The sequence below is a fragment of the Streptomyces sp. NPDC002742 genome (assembly GCF_042888885.1).
In the GTDB taxonomy this organism is placed as follows: domain Bacteria; phylum Actinomycetota; class Actinomycetes; order Streptomycetales; family Streptomycetaceae; genus Streptomyces.
In genome coordinates this window covers 160,964-181,046 of the sequence record NZ_JBIAQF010000017.1, presented here as the reverse complement: position 1 = coordinate 181,046, position 20,083 = coordinate 160,964, and the positions used below count along the sequence as shown (strand labels likewise).

19 protein-coding genes are annotated in these 20,083 nt (G+C 71.9%); 12 read left to right on the top strand and 7 right to left on the bottom strand.

What is annotated here, in order from left to right; translation table 11 throughout:
* Together ACFYW8_RS28915 and ACFYW8_RS28910 are read left to right on the top strand one after the other, a co-directional pair.
* On the top strand, window positions 1-1,094 hold a 1,094-nt coding region (locus ACFYW8_RS28915; RefSeq protein ID WP_389082752.1), incomplete at its 5' end, for a hypothetical protein.
* Window positions 977-1,936, top strand: a complete 960-nt coding sequence (locus tag ACFYW8_RS28910; RefSeq protein ID WP_389082748.1) for a hypothetical protein — start codon at window positions 977-979, stop codon at window positions 1,934-1,936. The genes ACFYW8_RS28915 and ACFYW8_RS28910, both read left to right, overlap by 118 nt.
* A 97-nt stretch (window positions 1,937-2,033) precedes the next feature.
* On the opposite strand, the gene ACFYW8_RS28905 is transcribed toward ACFYW8_RS28910, so the two are convergent.
* Window positions 2,034-3,326, bottom strand: a complete 1,293-nt coding sequence (locus ACFYW8_RS28905; protein WP_365876944.1) for a DUF1015 domain-containing protein — start codon at window positions 3,324-3,326, stop codon at window positions 2,034-2,036.
* 72 nt (window positions 3,327-3,398) lie between these two features.
* On the opposite strand from ACFYW8_RS28905, the gene ACFYW8_RS28900 reads away from it, so the two are divergent.
* The 4 genes from ACFYW8_RS28900 to ACFYW8_RS28885 all read left to right on the top strand — a co-directional run bounded on the left by ACFYW8_RS28900 (window position 3,399) and on the right by ACFYW8_RS28885 (window position 7,700).
* Window positions 3,399-4,427, top strand: coding sequence for an HAD hydrolase-like protein (locus tag ACFYW8_RS28900; protein ID WP_389082711.1), 1,029 nt, complete (start codon window positions 3,399-3,401; stop codon window positions 4,425-4,427).
* Window positions 4,428-4,489: 62 nt separating this feature from the next.
* On the top strand, window positions 4,490-5,533 hold the full coding sequence (locus ACFYW8_RS28895) for a FecCD family ABC transporter permease (protein ID WP_389082707.1): 1,044 nt from the start codon (window positions 4,490-4,492) through the stop codon (window positions 5,531-5,533).
* Window positions 5,534-5,601: 68 nt separating this feature from the next.
* Complete coding sequence (locus tag ACFYW8_RS28890) at window positions 5,602-6,648, top strand: FecCD family ABC transporter permease (RefSeq protein ID WP_389082743.1); 1,047 nt, start codon at window positions 5,602-5,604, stop codon at window positions 6,646-6,648.
* 191 nt (window positions 6,649-6,839) lie between these two features.
* Window positions 6,840-7,700 carry an ABC transporter ATP-binding protein gene (locus ACFYW8_RS28885; RefSeq protein ID WP_389082739.1) on the top strand — a complete coding sequence of 287 codons (861 nt, stop codon included), beginning with the start codon at window positions 6,840-6,842 and terminating at the stop codon, window positions 7,698-7,700.
* Here the strand turns inward: ACFYW8_RS28885 and ACFYW8_RS28880 are convergent.
* Entirely contained in the window at window positions 7,684-8,031 is a 348-nt protein-coding gene (locus ACFYW8_RS28880) for an SCP2 sterol-binding domain-containing protein (protein ID WP_389082703.1), read from the bottom strand. The two genes, ACFYW8_RS28885 and ACFYW8_RS28880, sit on opposite strands and share 17 nt — an antisense overlap.
* Before the next feature lie 42 nt (window positions 8,032-8,073).
* Between ACFYW8_RS28880 and ACFYW8_RS28875 the strand changes: the two genes are divergently transcribed.
* From ACFYW8_RS28875 to ACFYW8_RS28855, 5 genes are all read left to right on the top strand, one after another.
* Entirely contained in the window at window positions 8,074-8,391 is a 318-nt protein-coding gene (locus ACFYW8_RS28875; protein ID WP_389082698.1) for a hypothetical protein, read from the top strand.
* A 54-nt stretch (window positions 8,392-8,445) separates the two neighbouring features.
* The gene (locus tag ACFYW8_RS28870; RefSeq protein ID WP_365876933.1) at window positions 8,446-9,261 is read left to right on the top strand and encodes a TlyA family RNA methyltransferase; all 816 of its coding nucleotides are present in this window, start codon (window positions 8,446-8,448) and stop codon (window positions 9,259-9,261) included.
* Window positions 9,258-10,163 (top strand): NAD kinase, encoded by a 906-nt coding sequence (locus ACFYW8_RS28865; protein WP_355853631.1) that lies wholly within the window; start codon window positions 9,258-9,260, stop codon window positions 10,161-10,163. Before ACFYW8_RS28870 ends, ACFYW8_RS28865 begins: the two co-directional genes overlap by 4 nt.
* Window positions 10,164-10,303: 140 nt before the next feature.
* Window positions 10,304-12,046, top strand: a complete 1,743-nt coding sequence (gene recN, locus ACFYW8_RS28860; protein ID WP_389082690.1) for a DNA repair protein RecN — start codon at window positions 10,304-10,306, stop codon at window positions 12,044-12,046.
* A gap of 140 nt (window positions 12,047-12,186) precedes the next feature.
* Window positions 12,187-12,711 (top strand): hypothetical protein, encoded by a 525-nt coding sequence (locus ACFYW8_RS28855; protein ID WP_389082686.1) that lies wholly within the window; start codon window positions 12,187-12,189, stop codon window positions 12,709-12,711.
* Window positions 12,712-12,783: 72 nt separating this feature from the next.
* Here the strand turns inward: ACFYW8_RS28855 and ACFYW8_RS28850 are convergent, their stop codons facing one another.
* The 3 genes from ACFYW8_RS28850 to ACFYW8_RS28840 form a co-directional block, all read right to left on the bottom strand.
* Window positions 12,784-13,173, bottom strand: a complete 390-nt coding sequence (locus ACFYW8_RS28850) for a signal peptidase I (RefSeq protein ID WP_389082681.1) — start codon at window positions 13,171-13,173, stop codon at window positions 12,784-12,786.
* Between the two features lie 185 nt (window positions 13,174-13,358).
* Window positions 13,359-13,673 carry a replication initiator gene (locus ACFYW8_RS28845; RefSeq protein ID WP_389082676.1) on the bottom strand — a complete coding sequence of 105 codons (315 nt, stop codon included), beginning with the start codon at window positions 13,671-13,673 and terminating at the stop codon, window positions 13,359-13,361.
* A 24-nt stretch (window positions 13,674-13,697) separates the two neighbouring features.
* Complete coding sequence (locus tag ACFYW8_RS28840) at window positions 13,698-15,059, bottom strand: chloride channel protein (protein WP_389082671.1); 1,362 nt, start codon at window positions 15,057-15,059, stop codon at window positions 13,698-13,700.
* A gap of 688 nt (window positions 15,060-15,747) precedes the next feature.
* On the opposite strand from ACFYW8_RS28840, the gene ACFYW8_RS28835 reads away from it, so the two are divergent.
* Window positions 15,748-16,884, top strand: coding sequence for a glycosyltransferase family 4 protein (locus ACFYW8_RS28835; RefSeq protein ID WP_389082667.1), 1,137 nt, complete (start codon window positions 15,748-15,750; stop codon window positions 16,882-16,884).
* 11 nt (window positions 16,885-16,895) lie between these two features.
* Here the strand turns inward: ACFYW8_RS28835 and ACFYW8_RS28830 are convergent, their stop codons facing one another.
* Both ACFYW8_RS28830 and ACFYW8_RS28825 read right to left on the bottom strand, forming a co-directional pair.
* Window positions 16,896-18,524, bottom strand: a complete 1,629-nt coding sequence (locus tag ACFYW8_RS28830; RefSeq protein ID WP_389082662.1) for a PucR family transcriptional regulator — start codon at window positions 18,522-18,524, stop codon at window positions 16,896-16,898.
* Window positions 18,525-18,610: 86 nt separating this feature from the next.
* The gene (locus ACFYW8_RS28825; RefSeq protein ID WP_389082657.1) at window positions 18,611-20,005 is read right to left on the bottom strand and encodes an FAD-binding oxidoreductase; all 1,395 of its coding nucleotides are present in this window, start codon (window positions 20,003-20,005) and stop codon (window positions 18,611-18,613) included.
* Window positions 20,006-20,083 lie beyond the last annotated feature (78 nt).

Below are 20,083 nucleotides of genomic sequence, written 5' to 3'. Positions count from 1 at the left end.
CAGCGGCGGTGGTGGCTTCCGCCGTGACGACAATCGCGGTGGCGGTAGCAGCGGTGGCGGTTTCCGTCGCGATGACAACCGTGGTGGCGGTAGCGGTGGTGGCGGTTTCCGTCGCGATGACCGTGGTGGCAGCGGCGGTGGTGGCTTCCGCCGTGACGACAATCGCGGTGGCGGTAGCAGCGGTGGCGGTTTCCCTCGTGACGACCGTGGTGGGGCTGGCGGCGGTGGTTTCCGTCGCGACGACCGTGGTGGCAGTAGCAGTGGTGGCGGTGGCTTCCGTCGCGACGATCGTGGTGACTTCCGGCGTGACGACCGGCGTGACGACCGTGGTCCCCGCCGTGACACGGACCGCCCGCCCTTCCGTCGTGACGATCGGCCCAGCACCCCGCGTCGTGATGACGACCGCGGTGGCTTCCGTCGTGACGACAACCGTGGTGGCGGTAGTGGTGGCGGTGGCGGGTTCCGTCGTGACGACAACCGGGGTGGCGGCGACTTCCGTCGTGACGAACGTCGTGGCGATGACCGTGGCGGCTTCCGTCGCGACGATCGTCGTGACGATCGGCCCAGCACCCCGCGTCGCGATGACGACCGTGGCGGCTTCCGACGTGACGACAACCGCGCCGGCGGTGACTTCCGTCGTGACGAACGCAGGGACAGCGACCGTCCGCCGTTCCGTCGCGACGATCGGCCCAGCACCCCGCGTCGCGATGACGACCGCGGTGGCTTCCGACGTGACGACCGGCGTGATGACCGTCGCGACGACAGCCGGGGCGGCGGCTTCCGTGGCCGTGACGACCGGGGACGCGACGACCGTGGCCGTGACGACCGGGGACGCGACGACCGCGGCCGCGGTGGACCGCGCGGCGACGACCGGGGCGGGCGTCCCGGTGGGTTCCGTGGGCGCGACGACCGCGGGGGTGACGACCGGCGTGGTGGCGGTCGTTTCCGCGACGAGCGGGAGCGGGACCGTGAGCCGATCAAGCGGCTGCCGATCCCGGACGACATCACGGGCGAGGAGATCGACAAGGACGTACGGCAGGAGCTCCAGAGCCTGCCCAAGGGCCTTGCCGAGGATGTCTCCCGCAACCTGGTGATGGTTGCCCGGCTCATCGACGAGGACCCCGAGGGCGCTTACGCGTACTCGCGGATCGCCCTGCGGCTGGCGTCGCGTGTCGCCGCCGTGCGCGAGGCGGCCGGGTTCGCCGCGTACGCGAACCAGAAGTTCAGCGAGGCGCTCGCCGAGTTCCGCGCCGCGCGCCGTATGACCGGCAGCGTGGAGCTGTGGCCCGTGATGGCGGACTGCGAGCGTGGTCTCGGCAGGCCCGAGAAGGCGCTGGAGATGGCCGGGGCGCCCGAGGTGCAGAAGCTGGACAAGGCGAGCCAGGTCGAGATGCGGCTCGTGGCGGCCGGTGCCCGGCGTGACATGGATCAGCTGGAAGCCGCCATCGTCACTCTCCAGAGCCCGGAGCTCGCCTCGAACTCCGTGCAGCCCTGGACCGCGCGGCTGCGGTACGCCTACGCCGACGCGCTCCTCGCCGCCGGGCGTGAGGGCGAGGCACGCGAGTGGTTCGCCAAGACCGTCGAGTCCGACAAGGACGGCAGCACGGATGCCTCCGACCGGCTCGCCGAGCTGGACGGCGTCGAGTTCGTGGACGCGCTCGTCGAGGACGACGACGAGGCCGAGCGCGGCCAGGTGACCGAGTCCAAGACCGGGACAGAGGTCCGTGCCGAGGACGAGTACCAGGACGACGACGAGGACGATGACGAGGACGACGTGATGGAGTCCGTGACCACGGACTCGATCACGGACGACGCCGATGGCATCGATGACGTCGACGACCTGGAGGACGCGGAAGAGGACGACGACCTCGACAGCGACGAGGACGAGCGCGAGGACGAGCGCGAGGACGACGCTCCTCACCGTCCTCAGAGCTGACGCCGGTAACTGCGGCGCGAAGACACGTGGGCGGCGGGACACCGGAAGGTGTGCCGCCGCCCACGTGGCGTTTCAGGGACCTGTGTCTTCGGGCCCGTCAGGGAGCGAGCGCCCGCAGGACCAGTCCCGACGCCGGCTTCGGGCCGAAGGACGTCGACTTGCGCGGCATCGTGACCCCCTGACGGGCGAGATCGCGTACGACCTCCTCGTGGACCGGGTGCATCAGTACGGCCGTGCCTCCGTCGCGTTCCGCCTTCTCGACCGTGGCACTCGTGTCGTGGATGTACGCGATGTGCGCGGGGGAGTCCTCCGGGATGCCCCACACATGGTCGAGGAGCACGGCGTGCAGGACCGTGGCGTCCAGCGTGCGCCAGGCCTCCGGGCGGTCGGCCGGGATCGTACGGGCGAGGAGCTCCGGTGACGGGCGGTCGACGAGGTGGAAGGTGCCGTCGCCGGCGAGGAGGAAGGCGTTTCCCTCGGCGGCCGCCGAGGAGAGGGTTTCCAGGGCTTCGGGGAGAGGCACATCGAGCCGGCTTACCCGGAAGGAGTCACCGAGAGCGGCCAGCGCCTCGGCGACCGGCAGCCGGTGCAGCAGGCGGTGGATGGCCCGGACGCGCAGCGGATAGCGCGCGGTGTCCACCAGGAGGACCAGACCGTAGTCCCAGGGGCTCGGCGAGGGATGCTCCGCGCGTAGACGCAGATATGTCGCCCAGCGGTGATGACCGTCGGCGATCAGGGCCTGGTGCCGGCCGAGATCTGTCCGGATCTCCGAGAGTCCGGCCGGATCCGTGACCGCCCACAGGCGGTGGCTGATGCCGTCCTCCGTAGTGGTGGACAGCAGCGGCGGTCGGGCGGTGGTGCGTTCGATGACGGCGGCCGTGCCGTACCCGGAACCGTTGCCGCGATAGGTCAGCAGCAGGGGTTCGAGGTTGGCGGACGTGGCGCGCATCAGGGCCGCGCGGTCCGCGATGATGTGCGGCATCACGTCCTCGTGCGGGAGGACGACGCCGTCGGCCGGCTCGGACAGGCGCAGATTGCCGATCACGCCCCGTTGCAGCAGGTCGCCGTCGCGCTGCTCGTACACGTAGAGGCCCGGCTCGGGATCGGCTGCCAGAACGCCCTCCGACAGCCAGTCGCGCAGCGTGTCGCCGGCCTGCCTGTTGCGGGCGGCCGGGGTGCCGTCCTGCGGGAGGATCAGCCGGACGATGTTGTACGGGTCGGCCGATTCGAGTTCGAGCAGTCCGTCGGGCCGGACGATCACGTCGTACGGCGGGGATGTCACGGCGGCCAGGCTGCCGACCCGGTCGGGGTCGTAGCGCAGGCCTCGGAACGGGGTGAGTTCGAGGCCGCTCCCTGCCGGTGTTTCCTCCTCGGGACCTGCATAGTTCATTGGGGCATCGTAAGTGTGTCAGTGGCATGCGCGATGATCGGGGCAACGGGATCTAACGAGGAGCGATGCTCAATGAGCCAGACCGTCAGGACGCGGCCCGGAGGCAGTGGCCAGGCACTGAGCGAGGCGTATGACACGGCGCTGCTGGATCTGGACGGCGTCGTCTACGCGGGTGGCAGCGCCATCGCGTACGCCGTCGAGTCCCTCGGGACGGCGCGCACGGGCGGAATGCACCTCGCGTACGTCACCAACAACGCGCTGCGCACTCCGGAGGCGGTCGCCGAGCACCTCACGGAGCTGGGCATACCGACGGTGGCCTCGGACGTCATCACCTCGGCGCAGGCTGTGGCCAGGCTCATCAGCGAGCAGGTGCCCGCGGGAGCGCGCGTGCTGGTCATCGGCGGTGAGGGGCTGCGGGTCGCCCTCCGTGAGCGTGGGCTGGAGCCGGTCGACTCGGCGGAGGACGAGCCCGTCGCGGTCGTACAGGGGTACGGCGGTCCCGATCTGACCTGGTCGCGCTTCGCGGAGGCGTGTTACGCCATCGCGCGCGGGGTGCCCTGGTTCGCCTCCAACACGGATCTGACGATTCCGGGCGCGCGCGGGATCGCGCCGGGGAACGGCGCGGCGGTGGAGGTCGTCCGCATCGCCACGGGCGGCGAGCCGCAGGTGGCGGGCAAGCCGTTGCCCCCGATGCACCGCGAGACGATTCTGCGGACCGGGGCCGAGCGGCCGCTGGTGGTCGGTGACCGGCTGGACACGGACATCGAGGGCGCGTTCAACGGAGAGGTGGACTCACTGCTCGTCCTCACCGGCGTGACGGACGGCGCGCAGCTCCTCGCCGCGCCGCCGCAGCACCGGCCGACGTACGTCGACGCCGATCTGCGCGGAATGCTCACCGGGCAGCCCGAGGTCGTCGAAGCGGGCGCGGGGTTCCGCTGCGGTGGCTGGACGGCGACGGCGGGCGGCGAGGAGTTCGAGCTGACGGGCGAGGGCGAGGCCCTCGACGGTCTGCGGGCCCTGTGCGCCGCGGCGTGGACGGCCGCGGGAGAGGGCGGTTGCGAGCTGGACGGGGGGAAGGCGCTGGCGCGACTGGGTCTCTAGGAGCCCGGGGGCGGGGCGCGGGCGGACCGACGATCGATGCGAGGGTAGGCTAACCTAACCTCGTGTTGGTCGACAGTCCTCCTGAACAGTGCGCGGATACCGCCCCCGCGCCCCCAACCCGCCGGGCGATACGGATCGTTGGACTCCTCGTCTCCGTGGGCGTCCTGCTGCTGGTCGCGCTGGCGAGCGTCGCGATCGGCGCGAAAGCGCTGCCGTTGGACCAGGTGTGGCACGGCCTGTTCCACGACTCGGGGACCTACTCCGACGTCGTGGTCGGTGACCGCGTCTCACGTACCGTGCTCGGATTGCTGGTCGGAGCCGCGCTCGGGCTGTCCGGTGCCGTCCTCCAGGCGCTCACCCGCAACCCGCTGGCCGACCCCGGTCTGCTCGGCATCAACGCGGGCGCGTCCGCAGCGGTCGTCACCGCGATCACCTATTTCGGTGTCACATCGCTGAGCGGCTATGTCTGGTTCGCCTTCGGCGGGGCGGCCGCGGTCGGGGCGCTGGTCTGGTTCCTGGGCGGCAGCCGGGGCGCGACGCCGGTGCGGCTCGCGCTGGCCGGAACCGCCATCAGCGCCGCGCTGTACGGCTATCTGCAGGCCGTGATGATCATGGATGACGCCGCGCTCGGCAAGATGCGCTTCTGGACGGTCGGCTCACTCGCCTCGGCGACGGACTCGACGATCGAGCAGGTACTGCCGTTCCTGGCCGTGGGCACGCTTCTCGCGCTGGCCCTCGCCCGGCCGCTGAACGCGGTGGCCATGGGTGACGACACCGCCCGAGCACTCGGGGCCGACCTGAACCGCACCCGCGCGCTCTCCATGGCCGCCGCGACCGTGCTGTGCGGCGCCGCGACCGCCGCCTGCGGGCCGATCGTGTTCGTCGGGCTGATGGTTCCGCACGTCGTCCGCTCCTTCACCGGGCCCGACCTGCGCTGGATCCTGCCGTACGCCACCGTTCTGTCGCCCGTGCTGCTGCTCGGCGCCGATGTCCTGGGCCGGATGGTCGCCCGGCCGGCTGAGCTTCAGGTCGGCATCGTCACCGCCGTCCTGGGCGGTCCGGTCTTCATCTTTCTCGTACGGCGACGGAGGACGGCGCAGCTGTGACGACCCCACGTATCCGAAAGGCCGACCCCGACCCCGACCCCGACCCCGACCGCGTCCCGGCATCTCCGGTGCGTCGGCTCCGTCGGCTCCGGGCCGTACGTACGGGCGGCGGGCTGTCCGTCCGCCTCGACATCCGGACGTTCGCCGTCGTCTTGCTGCTGCTCGTGGCCGCGGCCGCGGCGAGCGTGGTGCTCATCGGCACCGGCGACTTCCCGATCCCGGCCGGTGATGTGCTCAAGACCCTGGCCGGCGACGGCAGCGCGAGCCAGGAGTTCATCGTCCACGACCTGCGACTGCCGCGCGTTCTCGTCGGGCTGCTGGTGGGGGCCTCGCTCGGGCTGGGCGGAGCGCTCTTCCAGTCCATCTCCCGCAATCCACTGGGCAGCCCGGACGTGCTCGGCCTCGGGCAGGGTTCCACGGCCGGCGCGCTCATCATGATCGTGCTGTACTCGGGCAGCGCGACCGAGGTCGCCCTCGGGGCGCTCGTCGGCGGACTCGTGACCGGGCTCGCCATCTATCTGCTCGCGTGGAAGCGGGGAGTGCACGGTTATCGGCTGGTCCTGGTCGGTATCGGTGTCTCCGCGATCGTCACGGCGGTCAACGGCTATCTCCTCACCAAGGCCGACATCGTCGACGCGGCCCGCGCCGTCGTCTGGATGACCGGCTCCCTCAACGGCCGTGACTGGGCGCAGGTCCGGCCGCTGCTCATCATGTGCGTCGTCCTCGTCCCCCTCGTCCTCGGCAACGCGCGTGGGCTGCGGATGATGGAGATGGGCGACGACGTGTCGTACGCCCTCGGAGTGAGCGTCGAGCGGACGCGGCTGCTGCTGATGCTGGCCGCCGTACTGCTCACCGCGGGCGCCACTGCCGCCGCGGGGCCGGTCGGGTTCGTGGCGCTGACCGCGCCGCAGCTGGCCCGGCGGCTCACCCGGTCGCCGGGACCGAACCTGGTGCCGTCGATGTGCATGGGCGCGACCCTGCTCATCGTCGCGGACTGGGCCTCGCAGCGGGCCTTCGGCGCCGACCAGTTGCCCGTCGGCGTCGTGACCGGCGTCCTCGGAGGCGTCTACCTGCTGTGGCTGCTCGTCACCGAACGCAAGGCGGGCCGGATATGAGCGGCCCGGCCCACCCGACGACGAGCCGCCCGGCCCACCCGACGAGAAGGGGTCCGGTGAACCCGATCGCGGCCGGGCAGGCGAACCCGGTTGCGGGCGGGCAGGCGAACCCGGTTGCGGGCGACCCGGTGAACCCGATCGTGGGCCGCTCGGTGAACCCGGTTGCCGGCGGACCGAAGAACGCGGCGCGTGTGAACGACCAGGCGCACGAGAACACTCAGAGGAGCACTGTGAACCGCCTGTCCGCCGACAACGTCACCCTCGGCTACGACCAGCGCGTCATCGCGGAGAAGCTGTCCGTGGAGATCCCCGACCACTCCTTCACGGTGATCGTCGGCCCGAACGCCTGCGGGAAGTCCACGCTGCTGCGCGCCCTTTCGCGCATGCTGAAGCCCTCGGCGGGGCGGGTGCTGCTCGACGGACAGGTCATCCAGTCGATGCCCGCGAAGAAGGTGGCCCGGACCCTCGGGCTGCTGCCGCAGTCGTCGATCGCGCCGGACGGGATCACCGTCGGCGACCTGGTAGGCCGGGGCCGTTACCCGCACCAGGGCCTGCTGCGCCAGTGGTCGGCCGAGGACGAACGAGTGGTCCAGGAGTCGATGGCCTCGACCGGCGTCGCCGAGCTGGCCGATCGCTATGTCGACGAATTGTCCGGTGGTCAGCGCCAGCGCGTGTGGATCGCGATGGCGCTCGCGCAGCAGACCCCGCTGCTCCTTCTGGACGAGCCGACGACCTATCTCGACATCCAGCACCAGATCGACGTCCTCGACCTGTGCGCCGAGCTCCACGAGGCACGGGGACGCACGCTGGTCGCCGTACTGCACGACCTCAATCACGCGGCCCGGTACGCCACCCACCTGATCGCCCTGCGCGGCGGCGAGGTCATCGCCGAGGGCGCGCCGAACGACATCGTCACGGCCGACCTGGTCGAGGAGGTCTTCGGGCTGCGCTGCCAGGTCATCGACGACCCGGAGACCGGAACACCGCTCGTGGTGCCCGCGGCACGCCGGGCGAGGCTCCGCGCCGCCGCGGCGGCTACAGAAGCGTCCTGAGCCGGAACAGGTCGCGCAGGCCCGCCTCCAGTTTCACCCGGCCCGAGCCCCAGGCCTTCGCGAAGTTCAGCTCGCCGTTCACCATCGACACCAGGTCGTCGCCGTTCATGGTCAGACGGATCTGGGCCCGCTCGGGGGGTGGCCCCTGGAGTGTGTCGAGCACCTCGATCCGGCCGCCCTTGAGGCGGCCGACGAAGGTGATGTCCAGGTCGGTGATACGGCAGCTCAGCGAGCGGTCCAGGGCCGCAGCGGTGCGTACGTCCCCTTCGGCGCTCGCCATGTTGTCCGAAAGCCTGTCGAGTGCGGTGCGGCACTCCTCAATCGTCGCCATCGTGATCGACGGTACCGCAGCGCTTCGCGGTAGCGTCGGGGCATGAACGACTCAGTTCCCGGGGCCGAGCTCCCCGAGGCCGTGACCGCGGGGGAGCCCGGCCCGCCCGCCGAGGCGGAGCCGGAGCCCGCGTACGACCCCGCCGCACCGGCCCCGCTGAACGTCCCGCGCGTCCCCTCGGGCAACGCCGACGTCGACGCACAGCTCGACCGGCTGGCCGACGCCGACCACCTCGCCACGGACGGACACGTCGAGGTGTACGAGGATGTGCACCGGGGGCTGCGCGACGCGCTCACCGCGCTCGACGTCCGCCCGGGAGCTCCGGCTCCCTCCGGTCACCCGACCGCCGGCCCTCGATGAGACCCTTCAGGGGACACCCGTCCAAGCCGTACGACCGCAGGAGCTGAACCGAACGTGGCAGGAGTGGCACGCCGCCGCCTCGACGCCGAGCTGGTCCGCAGGAAGCTCGCCCGCTCGCGCGAGCACGCCGGACAGCTGATCGCCGCGGGCCGGGTCAGCGTGGGCAAGACCCTCGCGACCAAGTCCGCCACGCAGGTCGAGACGGCCGCGGCGATCGTGGTCAGCACGGACGAGAACGACCCCGACTACGTCTCGCGCGGCGGACACAAGCTCGCCGGAGCGCTCGCCGTCTTCGTGCCCGAGGGCCTGAAGGTGGAGGGACGACGGGCGCTGGACGCGGGCGCCTCCACCGGAGGCTTCACCGACGTCCTGCTGCGCGCGGGCGCCGCCCATGTCGTCGCCGTGGACGTCGGTTACGGACAACTCGCCTGGTCTCTCCAAAGCGATGAACGCGTCACCGTCAAGGACCGTACGAACGTACGCGAGTTGACGTTGGAGGCGATCGATGGGGAGCCCGTGGACCTTGTTGTCGGGGATCTGTCCTTCATCCCGCTCGGACTGGTGCTGCCCGCCCTCGCGCGGTGCACGGCGCCGGATGCCGACCTGGTGATGATGGTCAAGCCACAGTTCGAGGTGGGGAAGGACCGGCTGGGCAGCGGCGGTGTCGTGCGCAGCCCGGAGCTGCGCGCCGAGACCGTGCGCGGCGTGGCGGGGCGAGCCCACGAGCTGGGGCTCGGAGTCAAAGGTGTGACCGCAAGCCCGTTGCCCGGACCGTCGGGCAACGTCGAGTACTTTCTTTGGCTGCGTGCCGGGGCACCCGAACTCGACCCGGCCGACGTTGACCGTGCAGTGGCGGAGGGGCCGCGTTGACCCAGACCCGAGCTCGTACTGTTTTCCTGCTGGCCCACACCGGGCGGCCGGCAGCCATCCGCAGCGCCGAGCTGGTGGTCCAGGGGCTGCTGCGCTCCGGGATCGGCGTACGCGTGCTGGCGGCCGAGGCGGCCGACCTGCCGCTGCCGGACGAGGTGGAGCTGGTCCAGGAGGCGACCCCGCAGTGTCTCGACGGCTGCGAGCTGCTCATCGTCCTCGGCGGTGACGGAACGCTGCTGCGCGGCGCCGAGTTCGCCCGTGCCTCCGGGGTGCCGATGCTCGGCGTCAACCTCGGACGGGTCGGCTTCCTCGCGGAGGCCGAGCGCGACGACCTGGACAAGGTCGTCGACCGGGTCGTCACCAAGGCGTACGAGGTCGAGGAACGCATGACCGTCGATGTGGTCGTGCACCGCAACGGCGACATCGTGCACACCGACTGGGCGCTGAACGAGGCGGCCGTGCAGAAGGTGTCCGCCGAGAAGCTCCTCGAAGTGGTGCTGGAGATCGACGGCCGGCCCGTCACCGGGTTCGGCTGCGACGGGATCGTCTGCGCGACCCCGACCGGGTCGACGGCGTACGCCTTCTCCGCGGGCGGGCCCGTGGTGTGGCCCGAGGTCGAGGCGCTGCTGATGGTGCCGATCAGCGCGCACGCCCTGTTCGCCAAACCGCTGGTCACCTCACCGGACTCGGTACTCGCCGTGGAGGTGCTGCCGCACGTTCCGCCCGGCGTGCTGTGGTGCGACGGGCGGCGGACGGTGGAACTGCCGCCCGGCGCGCGGGTCGAGGTGCGCCGCGGGGCCGTGCCCGTGCGGCTGGCCCGGCTGCACCACGCGTCCTTCACCGACCGGCTCGTCGCCAAGTTCGCGCTGCCGGTCTCCGGATGGCGCGGGGCGCCGCACTAGGAACACGGTCCCGGCACCCGGATCCCGTCCGGGTGCCGGGCCCCTTCGCGCGGTCCGCCGCCGAACGAGACGACCCCCCGAAGGTAACGCTCGGTTCTCTTTGCGGGGGGCGGCGTCGCACGGTGGCGGGAAAACCTCGTATGGTCGGGGACGTGTTGGAGGAGATGCGGATACGGTCGCTCGGAGTCATCGACGACGCGGTCGTCGAGCTGTCACCAGGCTTCACCGCCGTGACCGGTGAGACCGGCGCGGGCAAGACGATGGTGGTCACCAGCCTCGGGCTGCTGCTGGGCGGGCGCGCGGACCCGGCCCTCGTGAGGATCGGCGCCAAGAGCGCCGTCGTGGAGGGGCGGATCAGCGTACCCGCGGGCGGGACGGCCGTCGTACGGGCCGAGGAAGCGGGCGCCGAGCTCGAAGACGGTGTTCTGCTCATCAGCCGTACCGTTTCCGCCGAGGGGCGCTCACGCGCGCACCTGGGCGGGCGCTCGGTGCCGGTGGGAGTGCTCGCCGAACTCGCCGACGAACTCGTCGCGGTGCACGGCCAGACCGACCAGCAGGGGCTGCTCAAGCTGTCCCGGCAGCGGCAGGCCCTCGACCGGTACGCCGGGGACGCGGTCGCCGTGCCGCTCGCCAAGTACGCGGGCGCCTACCGCCGGCTGCGCGCCATCTCGGCGGAGCTGGACGAGATCACGACGCGCGCGCGGGAACGGGCCCAGGAAGCCGACATGCTGCGCTTCGGGCTCGAGGAGATCGCGGCCGTCGAGCCGCGCGCCGGCGAGGACGTCGAGCTGGCGGCGGAAGCCGAGCGGCTCGGTCACGCGGAGGCGCTGGCATCGGCCGCCACGGCCGCCCACGCGGCGCTGGCCGGCAACCCCGAGGACCCGGAGGGCATCGACGCGGCCACGCTCGTCGCGGGCGCACACCGGACCCTGGAGGCCGTACGGTCGCACGACTCGGCCCTTGCCACGCTCTCGGGGCGGATCGGCGAGATCGCCATCCTCCTCGGCGACGTGGCGGGCGAACTCGCGGGCTACGCCGACGACCTCGACGCCGACCCGCTGCGGCTGTCCGCGGTCGAGGAGCGCCGGGCCGCCCTCACCCAGCTGACCCGGAAGTACGGCGAGGACATCGACGCCGTGCTCGCCTGGGCCGAGCGGAGCGCCGAGCGGCTCACCGAACTCGACGGTGACGACGACCGGCTCGACGAACTGACCGCCGAGCGGGACGCGCTGCGCGGCGAACTGGGCGGACTCGCCCAGGCACTGACGGACGCCCGTACGGAGGCCGCCGAGCGGTTCGCCGCCGCCGTCACGGCCGAACTGGCCTCGCTCGCCATGCCGCACGCGCGCGTGTCCTTCGAACTCCGGCAGACCGACGACCCGGAGGGGGTGGAGGTCGGCGGACGCCCGGTGGCCTACGGCCCGGCCGGTGTCGACGAGGTGGAACTGCTGCTCGCCCCGCACCCCGGGGCGCCGCCGCGGCCGATCGCCAAGGGGGCGTCCGGCGGTGAGCTCTCGCGCGTGATGCTCGCGGTGGAGGTCGTGTTCGCGGGGACGGACCCGGTGCCGACGTATCTCTTCGACGAGGTCGACGCGGGGGTCGGCGGCAAGGCCGCGGTCGAGATCGGGCGACGGCTGGCGCGGCTCGCCCGGACCGCGCAGGTCGTCGTCGTGACGCATCTGCCGCAGGTGGCCGCCTTCGCCGACCGGCAGCTGCTGGTCGAGAAGACGAACGACGGATCGGTCACCCGGTCCGGCGTGAAGGTGCTGGAGGGCGAGGAGCGGATTCGCGAGCTGTCCCGGATGCTCGCCGGTCAGGAGGACTCCGAGACGGCCAGGGCCCACGCGGAGGAACTGCTGGCAACGGCGCGCTCCGACGGCTAGCGGGGCGGCCCGCCCGTGCGTCCGGACCGCCCGCCGAGCGGGTTTCCGCCCCGCCGCCTGGCCGCGCGGCGGGGCGCTCCGTGGTCCCTGCGTCCGGACCGCTGCGCGCGCCCCTCCAGGGTGATCGCATGATCATGCGCATGGGGCGGACTGTCGGATTCGGTACCGCGGCCGCGGTCACGCGAGCCTGCGTCGTCGCCCTGCGTTCCAACCCGCCCGGCGGCTCCGCCCGTTGGACCCGGGACAACTACGCCGGGCGGGCCGTCGAGCTCTACGCGGGCCCCGCGACCGCCGTGGGCGCGCGTGCGGAAGCTGACGTGGTCGCGGACGAGAGGGACCGGGCCAAGCTGCAGGAACTGAAGGAGTTGTGGCTCAACGACGACGACTTCACCACCGCCGACTTCCAGGCCGTGCGAGCGCCGATTATCAAGCGCATAAAGGAGCGGCAACGGAGGACCGTCAAGCGGCCGATCACTGTCCTGGAGGGAATCGCCGGACCAGAGGCCGAAGCCAACTGGACGAGGCTGGAGGAAGACGAGGAACACGCGCGCATGAACGCGATCTATCGGTTCCTGTTCGCTGCCGTGATCGTCCGCCCGCCGACCTTGAAGGGCAGGGTGTTCGACACCGACCGAGTGGACATCGAGCCGAACCCGCTCGACTAGGAAGCGCATCGTAGGTAGATCGGCGTGGTCGAAGAATCTTGCTTCGAGTGTGACTGCGGCCAGTGTCTGAGGTCAGCCGTGCCCTGGTGCCGGATCCGTCTGCGACACCGCGTAGCCGGGCACGGACGGCCACCGAACGGTCAGCACGACTGATTCTTCCTCGGCGAACCAGGAGTGATCGATTCCGTGCCCCCACACGACGTAGTCACCCTGCTGTTCCAAGAGGACACTGCGGCCGGGGAATTCAACGCGGAAGCGCCCGCTGATGAGGACCAGGAGAGCGGTCCGTTCCTCGCCCCTCACCCACTCCGCTCGCTCATCACCGCACGGGTGAACGCCCCATTTGATCTCCACGGCCGAACTGTGCCGGGGGTCGTCAGCACCTTTGAAGTGCCCCAGGAGCCAACCGCGGTCGAGCGCTGCGTCCTTGCCGGCGTTCCCCACGTACACATTGCCGTTCACGCCCCCGGACACTAGCAGCGGGCCGCGTGAGCGTGATCAACCCGTCTGCGACGGACCCTGGGAATCCTTCTGAGCAGGCCCGAGGAGCCGCGCGAGTCGCTCAGCGCTCTTCGGCCCCATCCGCCTTGGGAACTTGGCTGCCTGGCGTGCGACCGCCCGAGCCCACCTCTCGTCGTTGCGTCTCGTCACCGGGGCACCTCACGGGCTTCCCGAATGATCTCGCGGTCCGTGGCGATGTCTTCGGCGACGCCAGCGGCCATGAGCGCGGCGCCTGGGGTGTGACCGGAGCCGACGTAACGCCAGTGCCGTTCGGTGACTGCGTCGGGAATGTCGTCGTGACCCACATGACGAGCGCGTTCGCCGCGCAGCGCCGCGTACGTCGTCGAGTAGGCACGGGACTTGGTGAGGATGTGGCCGCGGTAGCCGAGGGTGTGGGCCCAGGCCCGGAGGTGGAGGGTCTCGTACTCGGGGAGGCCGCCGAGGCGCCAGCAGGTGCGCATGAGCCCCGGCCGCGAGTGACGTGATCAGGCCGCACGATCGGGCCGGCGGCGCGGTTCGTGAGGTTCGAGGGGCGCTGTCGTGGCAGGAGGGCTTCCTTGAGGCGGGGGCGGTGTGAGCCTGGCGGAGGCCACATATGCCACGACGACTGCCACGATCACCAGCGGCATCACCGTCAGGCCGTCCGATGCCAGCAGGAGGGTGGCCAGTAGGACGGACGTCAGCGGGAGCCTGAGCATCACGACGGACATCGCGCCGATGCCCAGGGCGACGCCGTCGACGAGCGGCAGTCCTGGCAGATGCGACAGTGCCACGCCTCCAGCCGCCCCGATGAACAGGGCTGGGAACGTCGGACCACCGCGGAAACAGCTCAGCGACACTCCGTAGGCGAGCCCTTTGCAGACGATGAGCAGCAGCAGCGCTCCGACGCTATAGCCGGCGCTGTCGGCGATGAGCGGGCCGAGTGCGGACTGTCCGGAGAACAGCACCTCGGAGGAGCCCTTGCCGGTGGCTGCGTCGAACGCGATCGCCAGGCCCGCGACCGCCAGACCGGCCGCCGCGGTGACCGGCAGGATCCACCGCTCGGAATAGGGCCGTAGGAACAGGGCGAGCCATCGGATTCCGGAGCCGACCGGAACGACCATGATTCCGATCGCCACAGCCCACAGGAATTCGCCACCAGTGGGCGCACCGACATGCGGCAGACCGGGAATCGCCAGTGAGAACGTGCCCAGGCCGGTCCACGCGTCCAGGCCGACGAACATGAGGGATCCGACGCCTGCGGCCAGCAGACCGGGCACCAGCACGAGTTGCATCATGGCGCCGCCCAGGCCGGAGGCTTCCATCAGCAGGAAGGCACCGGTCAGGGGCGAGCCGAGGAGGGTGCTGATCGCCGCGAAGCTGCCGGCGGCGGCCAGCACGGACTGGACTCTGGGCGGCGCGTCCCGCTTGACGAGGCGGACCGCGAGGGCGCCGAGCCCGGAGCCGAGGGCGACCAGAGGCCCTTCCGGCCCGAGCACCACGCCCAGGCTCAAGGTGGTGAAGGCCGCGAGCACGATGCCAGGAAGATCGATGGCGGGTGGCGGGCCCTCGCCCGCCTTGAACCCGTCAGCCGGTGAACGCCCGCCCGTGCCGGGCAGGTACCGGATGGTTGACGCGACCAGCACGCCGGCCAGCAGAAGCGGCGGAATGGGCCACCACATGGGTTCGCCGTGGAAGCCCAGGGCCTTCGGCAGGCTGGTGAAGACCCATCCCTGCAGTTTGCTGACCAAGGCGAGAAAGAAGTAGGCCGCCGCCGAGACGGGGACGCCGATAGTCGCGGCAAGCACTAGCAGCGCCAAGTAGCTCTTGGACCGCAGCAGCGCAAGAGGATCGGACGGTGTCGTCACCAACGCCCTCCTAGCTTGAGACCTCACGGTCCGATGCGCGAAGCAGACGGGATGCACTTGCCGCCTGCACCACCAGGCCTTCCCGAACCGGGCGGTTTCTCCTCCCGTCTGAGGTACCCGATCAAACGCTAGCCGCGTGTCGGCGAGCCGACCACTTCACGGTCTTCACCGCGATCCTGTCCGCTCTGCTCATCGATTGGACGGTCGTGCCGGCCTCGCCGTCCACGCGGCGGCGCTGGTGGCCGCGACGGTCTTCGGGGAGAAGGCGGGCGAGGCGGCGAGGACGTCGGGGCGCACCGGGAGTGAGGACCCCGGGAGGCGCCGTGCGACGCGGTGACGCGCCTCGCGACGTGCGGGTGCACCCTTCGACGCCGGAGAGACTCGCGATGCGAGGAGTGCTCCTTGGTGTCGAGGTGGTCTGCGAGACGTGGGTGGTCGGGGTGCCGGATGGGGTCCCTTGGGGCCCGCCCTCCCCGGAATGGGCTATTCATCACTCGTGCGGGTGATCGTCGTCGTCGGGTTGCCCCGTCTGACGTGCCCTCGTCGTGATGGCGGTGCCGGAACGCCCGGGCGGCCTGGCATCCTTGGCGTAGTACGCGGTGCACGACGTGCGGTGAACCCCCCTCTGCGCGACCCTTCTGTACGTTTCCTCGTGACCGTCCGACGCCGAACCAGGAGCCCCGGCCACGTGAGCCACGTGAGCAGCCACTCACCGCACGGCCAGTCGCCGCTGCGCACCGTGCAGGTGCTCGGTGGCGGCAGCGCGGGCAGCAGCGCGCATGTGCGGTCGCTGGCCGCGGGCCTGGTCGCCCGGGGGGTACGGGTCACCGTGTGCGCTCCTGCCGAGGCGGACCGCGTGTACGGCTTCAGCGGGGTCGGCGCGCACCACGTTCCCGTGCCCCGCAGCAGCGACCCGGCCTCCGTGTCCGCGCTGCGGGCCGCCTGCGCGGACGCCGATCTCGTGCACGCGCACGGGCTGCACGCGGCGCTGCGGGCGGCGCTGGCCCTGAGCGGGCGGCGCGTTCCCCTCGTCGTCACCTGGCACACCCGCTCGGAGGCCGACGGTGCTCGGGCCCACGTCCTGCGGCTGCTCGAGCGGCGGGTAGCCAGAGCCGCCGCCGTGGTGCTCGGGACCTCGTCCGACCTGGTGGACAGGGCGCGCAGCAGGGGAGCGCGGGACGCTCGGCTCGCCGCCGTCGCCCTGCCGGCTCCGCGCCCGCCCGTGGAGCCCGCCGAACCCGACCGGTTCCGGCACAAGGCGCGGGCCGAACTCGGCTCGACCGGCCGTCCGTTGCTCATGGCCGTCGGCTCGCTCGACCGGCACCGCGGTTATCACACTCTGCTGGACGCGGCGCGCGCGTGGTGCCGCCTCGATCCCGTGCCGCTGCTGGTGATCGCGGGGGAGGGGCCGCTGCGGGCCGTCCTCCAGCGACGCATCGAGGACGAGGAATTGCCGGTCCGGCTCATCGGCCGGCGCGACGACATCACGGAACTGCTCGCCGCCGCCGACCTCGCGGTGCTGCCGAGCAGATGGGAGTCGCGCTCGGTGCTGGCGCAGGAGGCCCTGCACGCGCGCGTGCCGCTCGTCGCCACAGCGGTCGGGGGCATCCCCGAGATGGTCGGCGACGCGGCCGAACTCGTCCCGTACGGAAACGCGAAGGCGATCGGCGACGCCGTCGTACGGCTGCTCGCCGATCCCGCGCGCCAGGAGGTCCTGCGGGAGAAGGGCGCCCGGCAGGCGGCGACTTGGCCGACCGAGGACGAGACGGTCGCCCAAGTGCTCAGCGTCTACGACGAGTTCACGCAGCCCCGGCCCTTCGGCTGACCCGGCTCCTGCTAGGGCACATGTCTGCGTGCCCGCAGGGCCAGGCTCAACGCCAGTACCGTCTGCGGGTCGTCCAGGTCCGTGCCCAGCAACTCGCCGATCCTGGCGAGGCGGTTGTAGAGGGTCTGCCGGTTGAGATGCAGCTCGCGGGCGGTCTCCGCCTTGCGGCCCGCGTGTGCCAAGTAGGTCTGCAGGGTGGGGAGCAGGGGCGGCTTGGAGCGGACGTCGTGGTCGCGGAGCGGACCGATCGCGCGCTCCACGAAGGCGGCCAGGTCGGGGTGTTCGCGCAGCCGCCACAGCAGCAGGTCGATGTCCAGGCGGCGGGCGTCGTACCAGGGACGGTCGGACAGACCCTGCGCGGCCGTCGCCGTCTCCGCCGCGTGCCGCAGGCCCGCAGACGCGGCCGCCCAGCCGCCCGCGACCCCGACCACCACCACCGGCGGCTGCGCCCCGGGCCGCTGCATGCCCGCCCGCTCAACCCCGGCGCGCAGGGCCGCCGCGACGCGGTCCGCTACGGCCGCCCGTTCCGACTCCGAGCGCAGGCCGAGGAGCAGTGGGACACGGCCTTCGACGGGACGTACGCCCAGCAGGACCGGGACACCCACCGAGGCCAGCTCCTCGGCGACCGCGCGCGCCAGGACCGCCCAGCCGCCGCCGGGGGCGAGGCCGTCGGCCAGTCGCATCACGACCGGCAGGAGCGGCCCGGCGCCGGGCTTGAAGCCGAGCACCCGGGCCTGCGCGGGCGCGTCCTCGGCCTCGATACGGCCCTCGGCGAGGTCGGTCAGGAAGTCGCCGCGCCCCCGCGCGGCCAGTTCCTCCTCCTGGCGGGCCTGCATCAGCACGACCGCCAGGATGCCCGCGGCCCGTTCGGCGGCGATCCGGTGCACCGGGGCGACCGGCGCGCCGACCGGCAGCAGAACCAGGCGGGCCCGTACGGAACCGGTGCCGGGGCCGCCGCCGGGCACGTCCACCAGGGTGGTCCCAGCGGACGGCTCCTCCTTGTGCTGGCCGCGCAGTCCCTCCCAGACCTGCAGCGGGTCGGCGCCCGTGGAGCCGGCCCCGGCGGCGTACAGGAGCTGTCCGTCGGCCGTCTCCAGGAAGACCGGGTTGCCGCTGAAGTCGGCCAGAATGCGCAGGACTTGAGGCACTCCGCCGCCGCCGAGCAGGGCCTCGGTACAGCGCCGGTGCACTTCCTCGGCCTGCTGGAGCAGTGCGTAGTGGCCGTTGACGATCTCGGTGTGGATCTCCTCCGTGACGGTCACGAAGGGCACCTCGCGGTGCAGCTGGACCAGTGGCAGACCGGTGGACCGCGCCGTCTCCACGAGCGCGGCGGGGAGCCGGGTGAAGCGCGGGCCGAGCTCCACGACGAGCGCCGCGATCCCGCGCTCGGCGAGGGTGCGGACGAACGCGCGCTGGTCGGCCGGGCGGGTGCCGAGGCCGTATCCCGTGGTCAGCAGCAGCTCGCCGCCCTTGAGCAGCGAGGCGATGTTCGGGACCTCGCCCGCGTGGACCCAGCGCACGGTCCGTTGCAGCCGGTCGGCCCCCGCGATGATCTCCGGCAGTCCGCTGCGCAGTCCGGGCAGCTCGAGCGCCCGCTGCACGGTGATCCCGGCGCCCTGGGTGTCGTAACGGCTGTCCATGCAGCGGACGCTACCCGCGGACGGGTTCCCGGGGCATCTCCGGCCCCTGACGAGCGACGACGCCGGAGCGCCGGGGAGCGGCGCGGTCAGGCGGCCGCCGGTACCGGGGTGATGTTGTGGTTGAAGCGGAAGACGTTGTCCGGGTCGTACTCGGCCTTCACCGCGGCCAGCCGCCGGAGGTTCTCGGCGCCGAGGCCGGCCGTCACACGGTCCGTGCCCTCGTCCCCGATGAAGTTCAGATAGACCGCGCCGGTGCTCCACGGCCGGACGTCTTCGCGGACCTTCCTGACCCACGCGACGCACCGTTCGTCGTCGGCGGGGCTCTCCCAGATCCCGAAGGGGTGCACGGCCCAGGGCGCGTCCCGGTAGGGGACCGGGAACCGGGACGGGCCGGCGGCGATGGCGCCGCCCTGCGGGAACAGCGCGTGCTGGTTGCCGGTGGGGACGGGCATGGCGTCGCCGAGGGCGCAGTAGACGTCCACGAAGTCGTCGGGCGCGCCGGTCAGGTACTCCGCCGACCAGTAGTTCCGCATCCCGGGCGGGTCGTCGAGCATGCACTGGAAGTCGGGGTAGGGCAGCGCGGTGACGATCTCGACCTCGTGCGGCAGCGCCAGCAGGGGCTGGGCGACCTTGCGCATGTCCTCCTCACCGCCCGCGTACGCGACCAGCGCGCCGCACAGCCGCTTGCCGACCAGGTGCTCGGGCATGAACTCCTCGGGCGGGCCGGTCAGATAGATGACGCCGCCGCTCGCCTCCGGGGGACCGTTCTCGATGATCTCGCGGTAGATGCGGACCACGTCGGGGCCGGCGTCCGGCCGGAACATCACCATGGCGATCGAGAACTCGGGCAGCGGGTGCAGCTTGAGGGTCAGCGCGGTGGCGACGCCGAAGTTCCCGCCGCCGCCGTGCAGGGCCCAGAAGAGCTCCGGGTTCTCCTGGTCGGTGGCGCGCACCGCCGAACCGTCGGCGGTCACCAGCTCGACCCCGAGCAGATTGTCGACGGCGAGGCCGAGCGACCGGTCCAGCCAGCCGCTGCCGCCGCCGAGAACGAAGCCTCCGACGCCGGTCGTCGAGACACGGCCGCCGGTGGTCGCGAGGCCGTAGGGCTGGGCGGCCCGGTCGAGATGGCTCATGACGGCCCCGCCCTCGACCCGTACCGTCTCGGATCCGGGGTGGACCGTGACGGCATGCATCCGGCTGAGGTCGATGACCAGACCGCCGTCGTTGAGCGACATGCCGGAGACGCTGTGGCCGCCGCCCCGCACCGCGATCGGCAGATCCAGCTCCCGCGCGAAGCGCACCGCGCGCGACACGTCGCTCTCGCCCTCGCACAGCGCGATCACGGCGGGCCGCCGGTCGATCATCGCGTTGAAGATCGTCCGGGCCTCGTCGTACCCCGGATCGTCCGGGGTGACCACGTCACCGGAGAGATCGGCGCGGAGCGCGGCCAGTGCCGCGCCCGCCTTCGAAAGGGGAGCCATGGGGGGCCGCCCCCTTCCATCAGGGGACAGGACTGGTTCCAGGCTAGGCGGGTACGGCGGATCGGGCGCGCCGGAGAG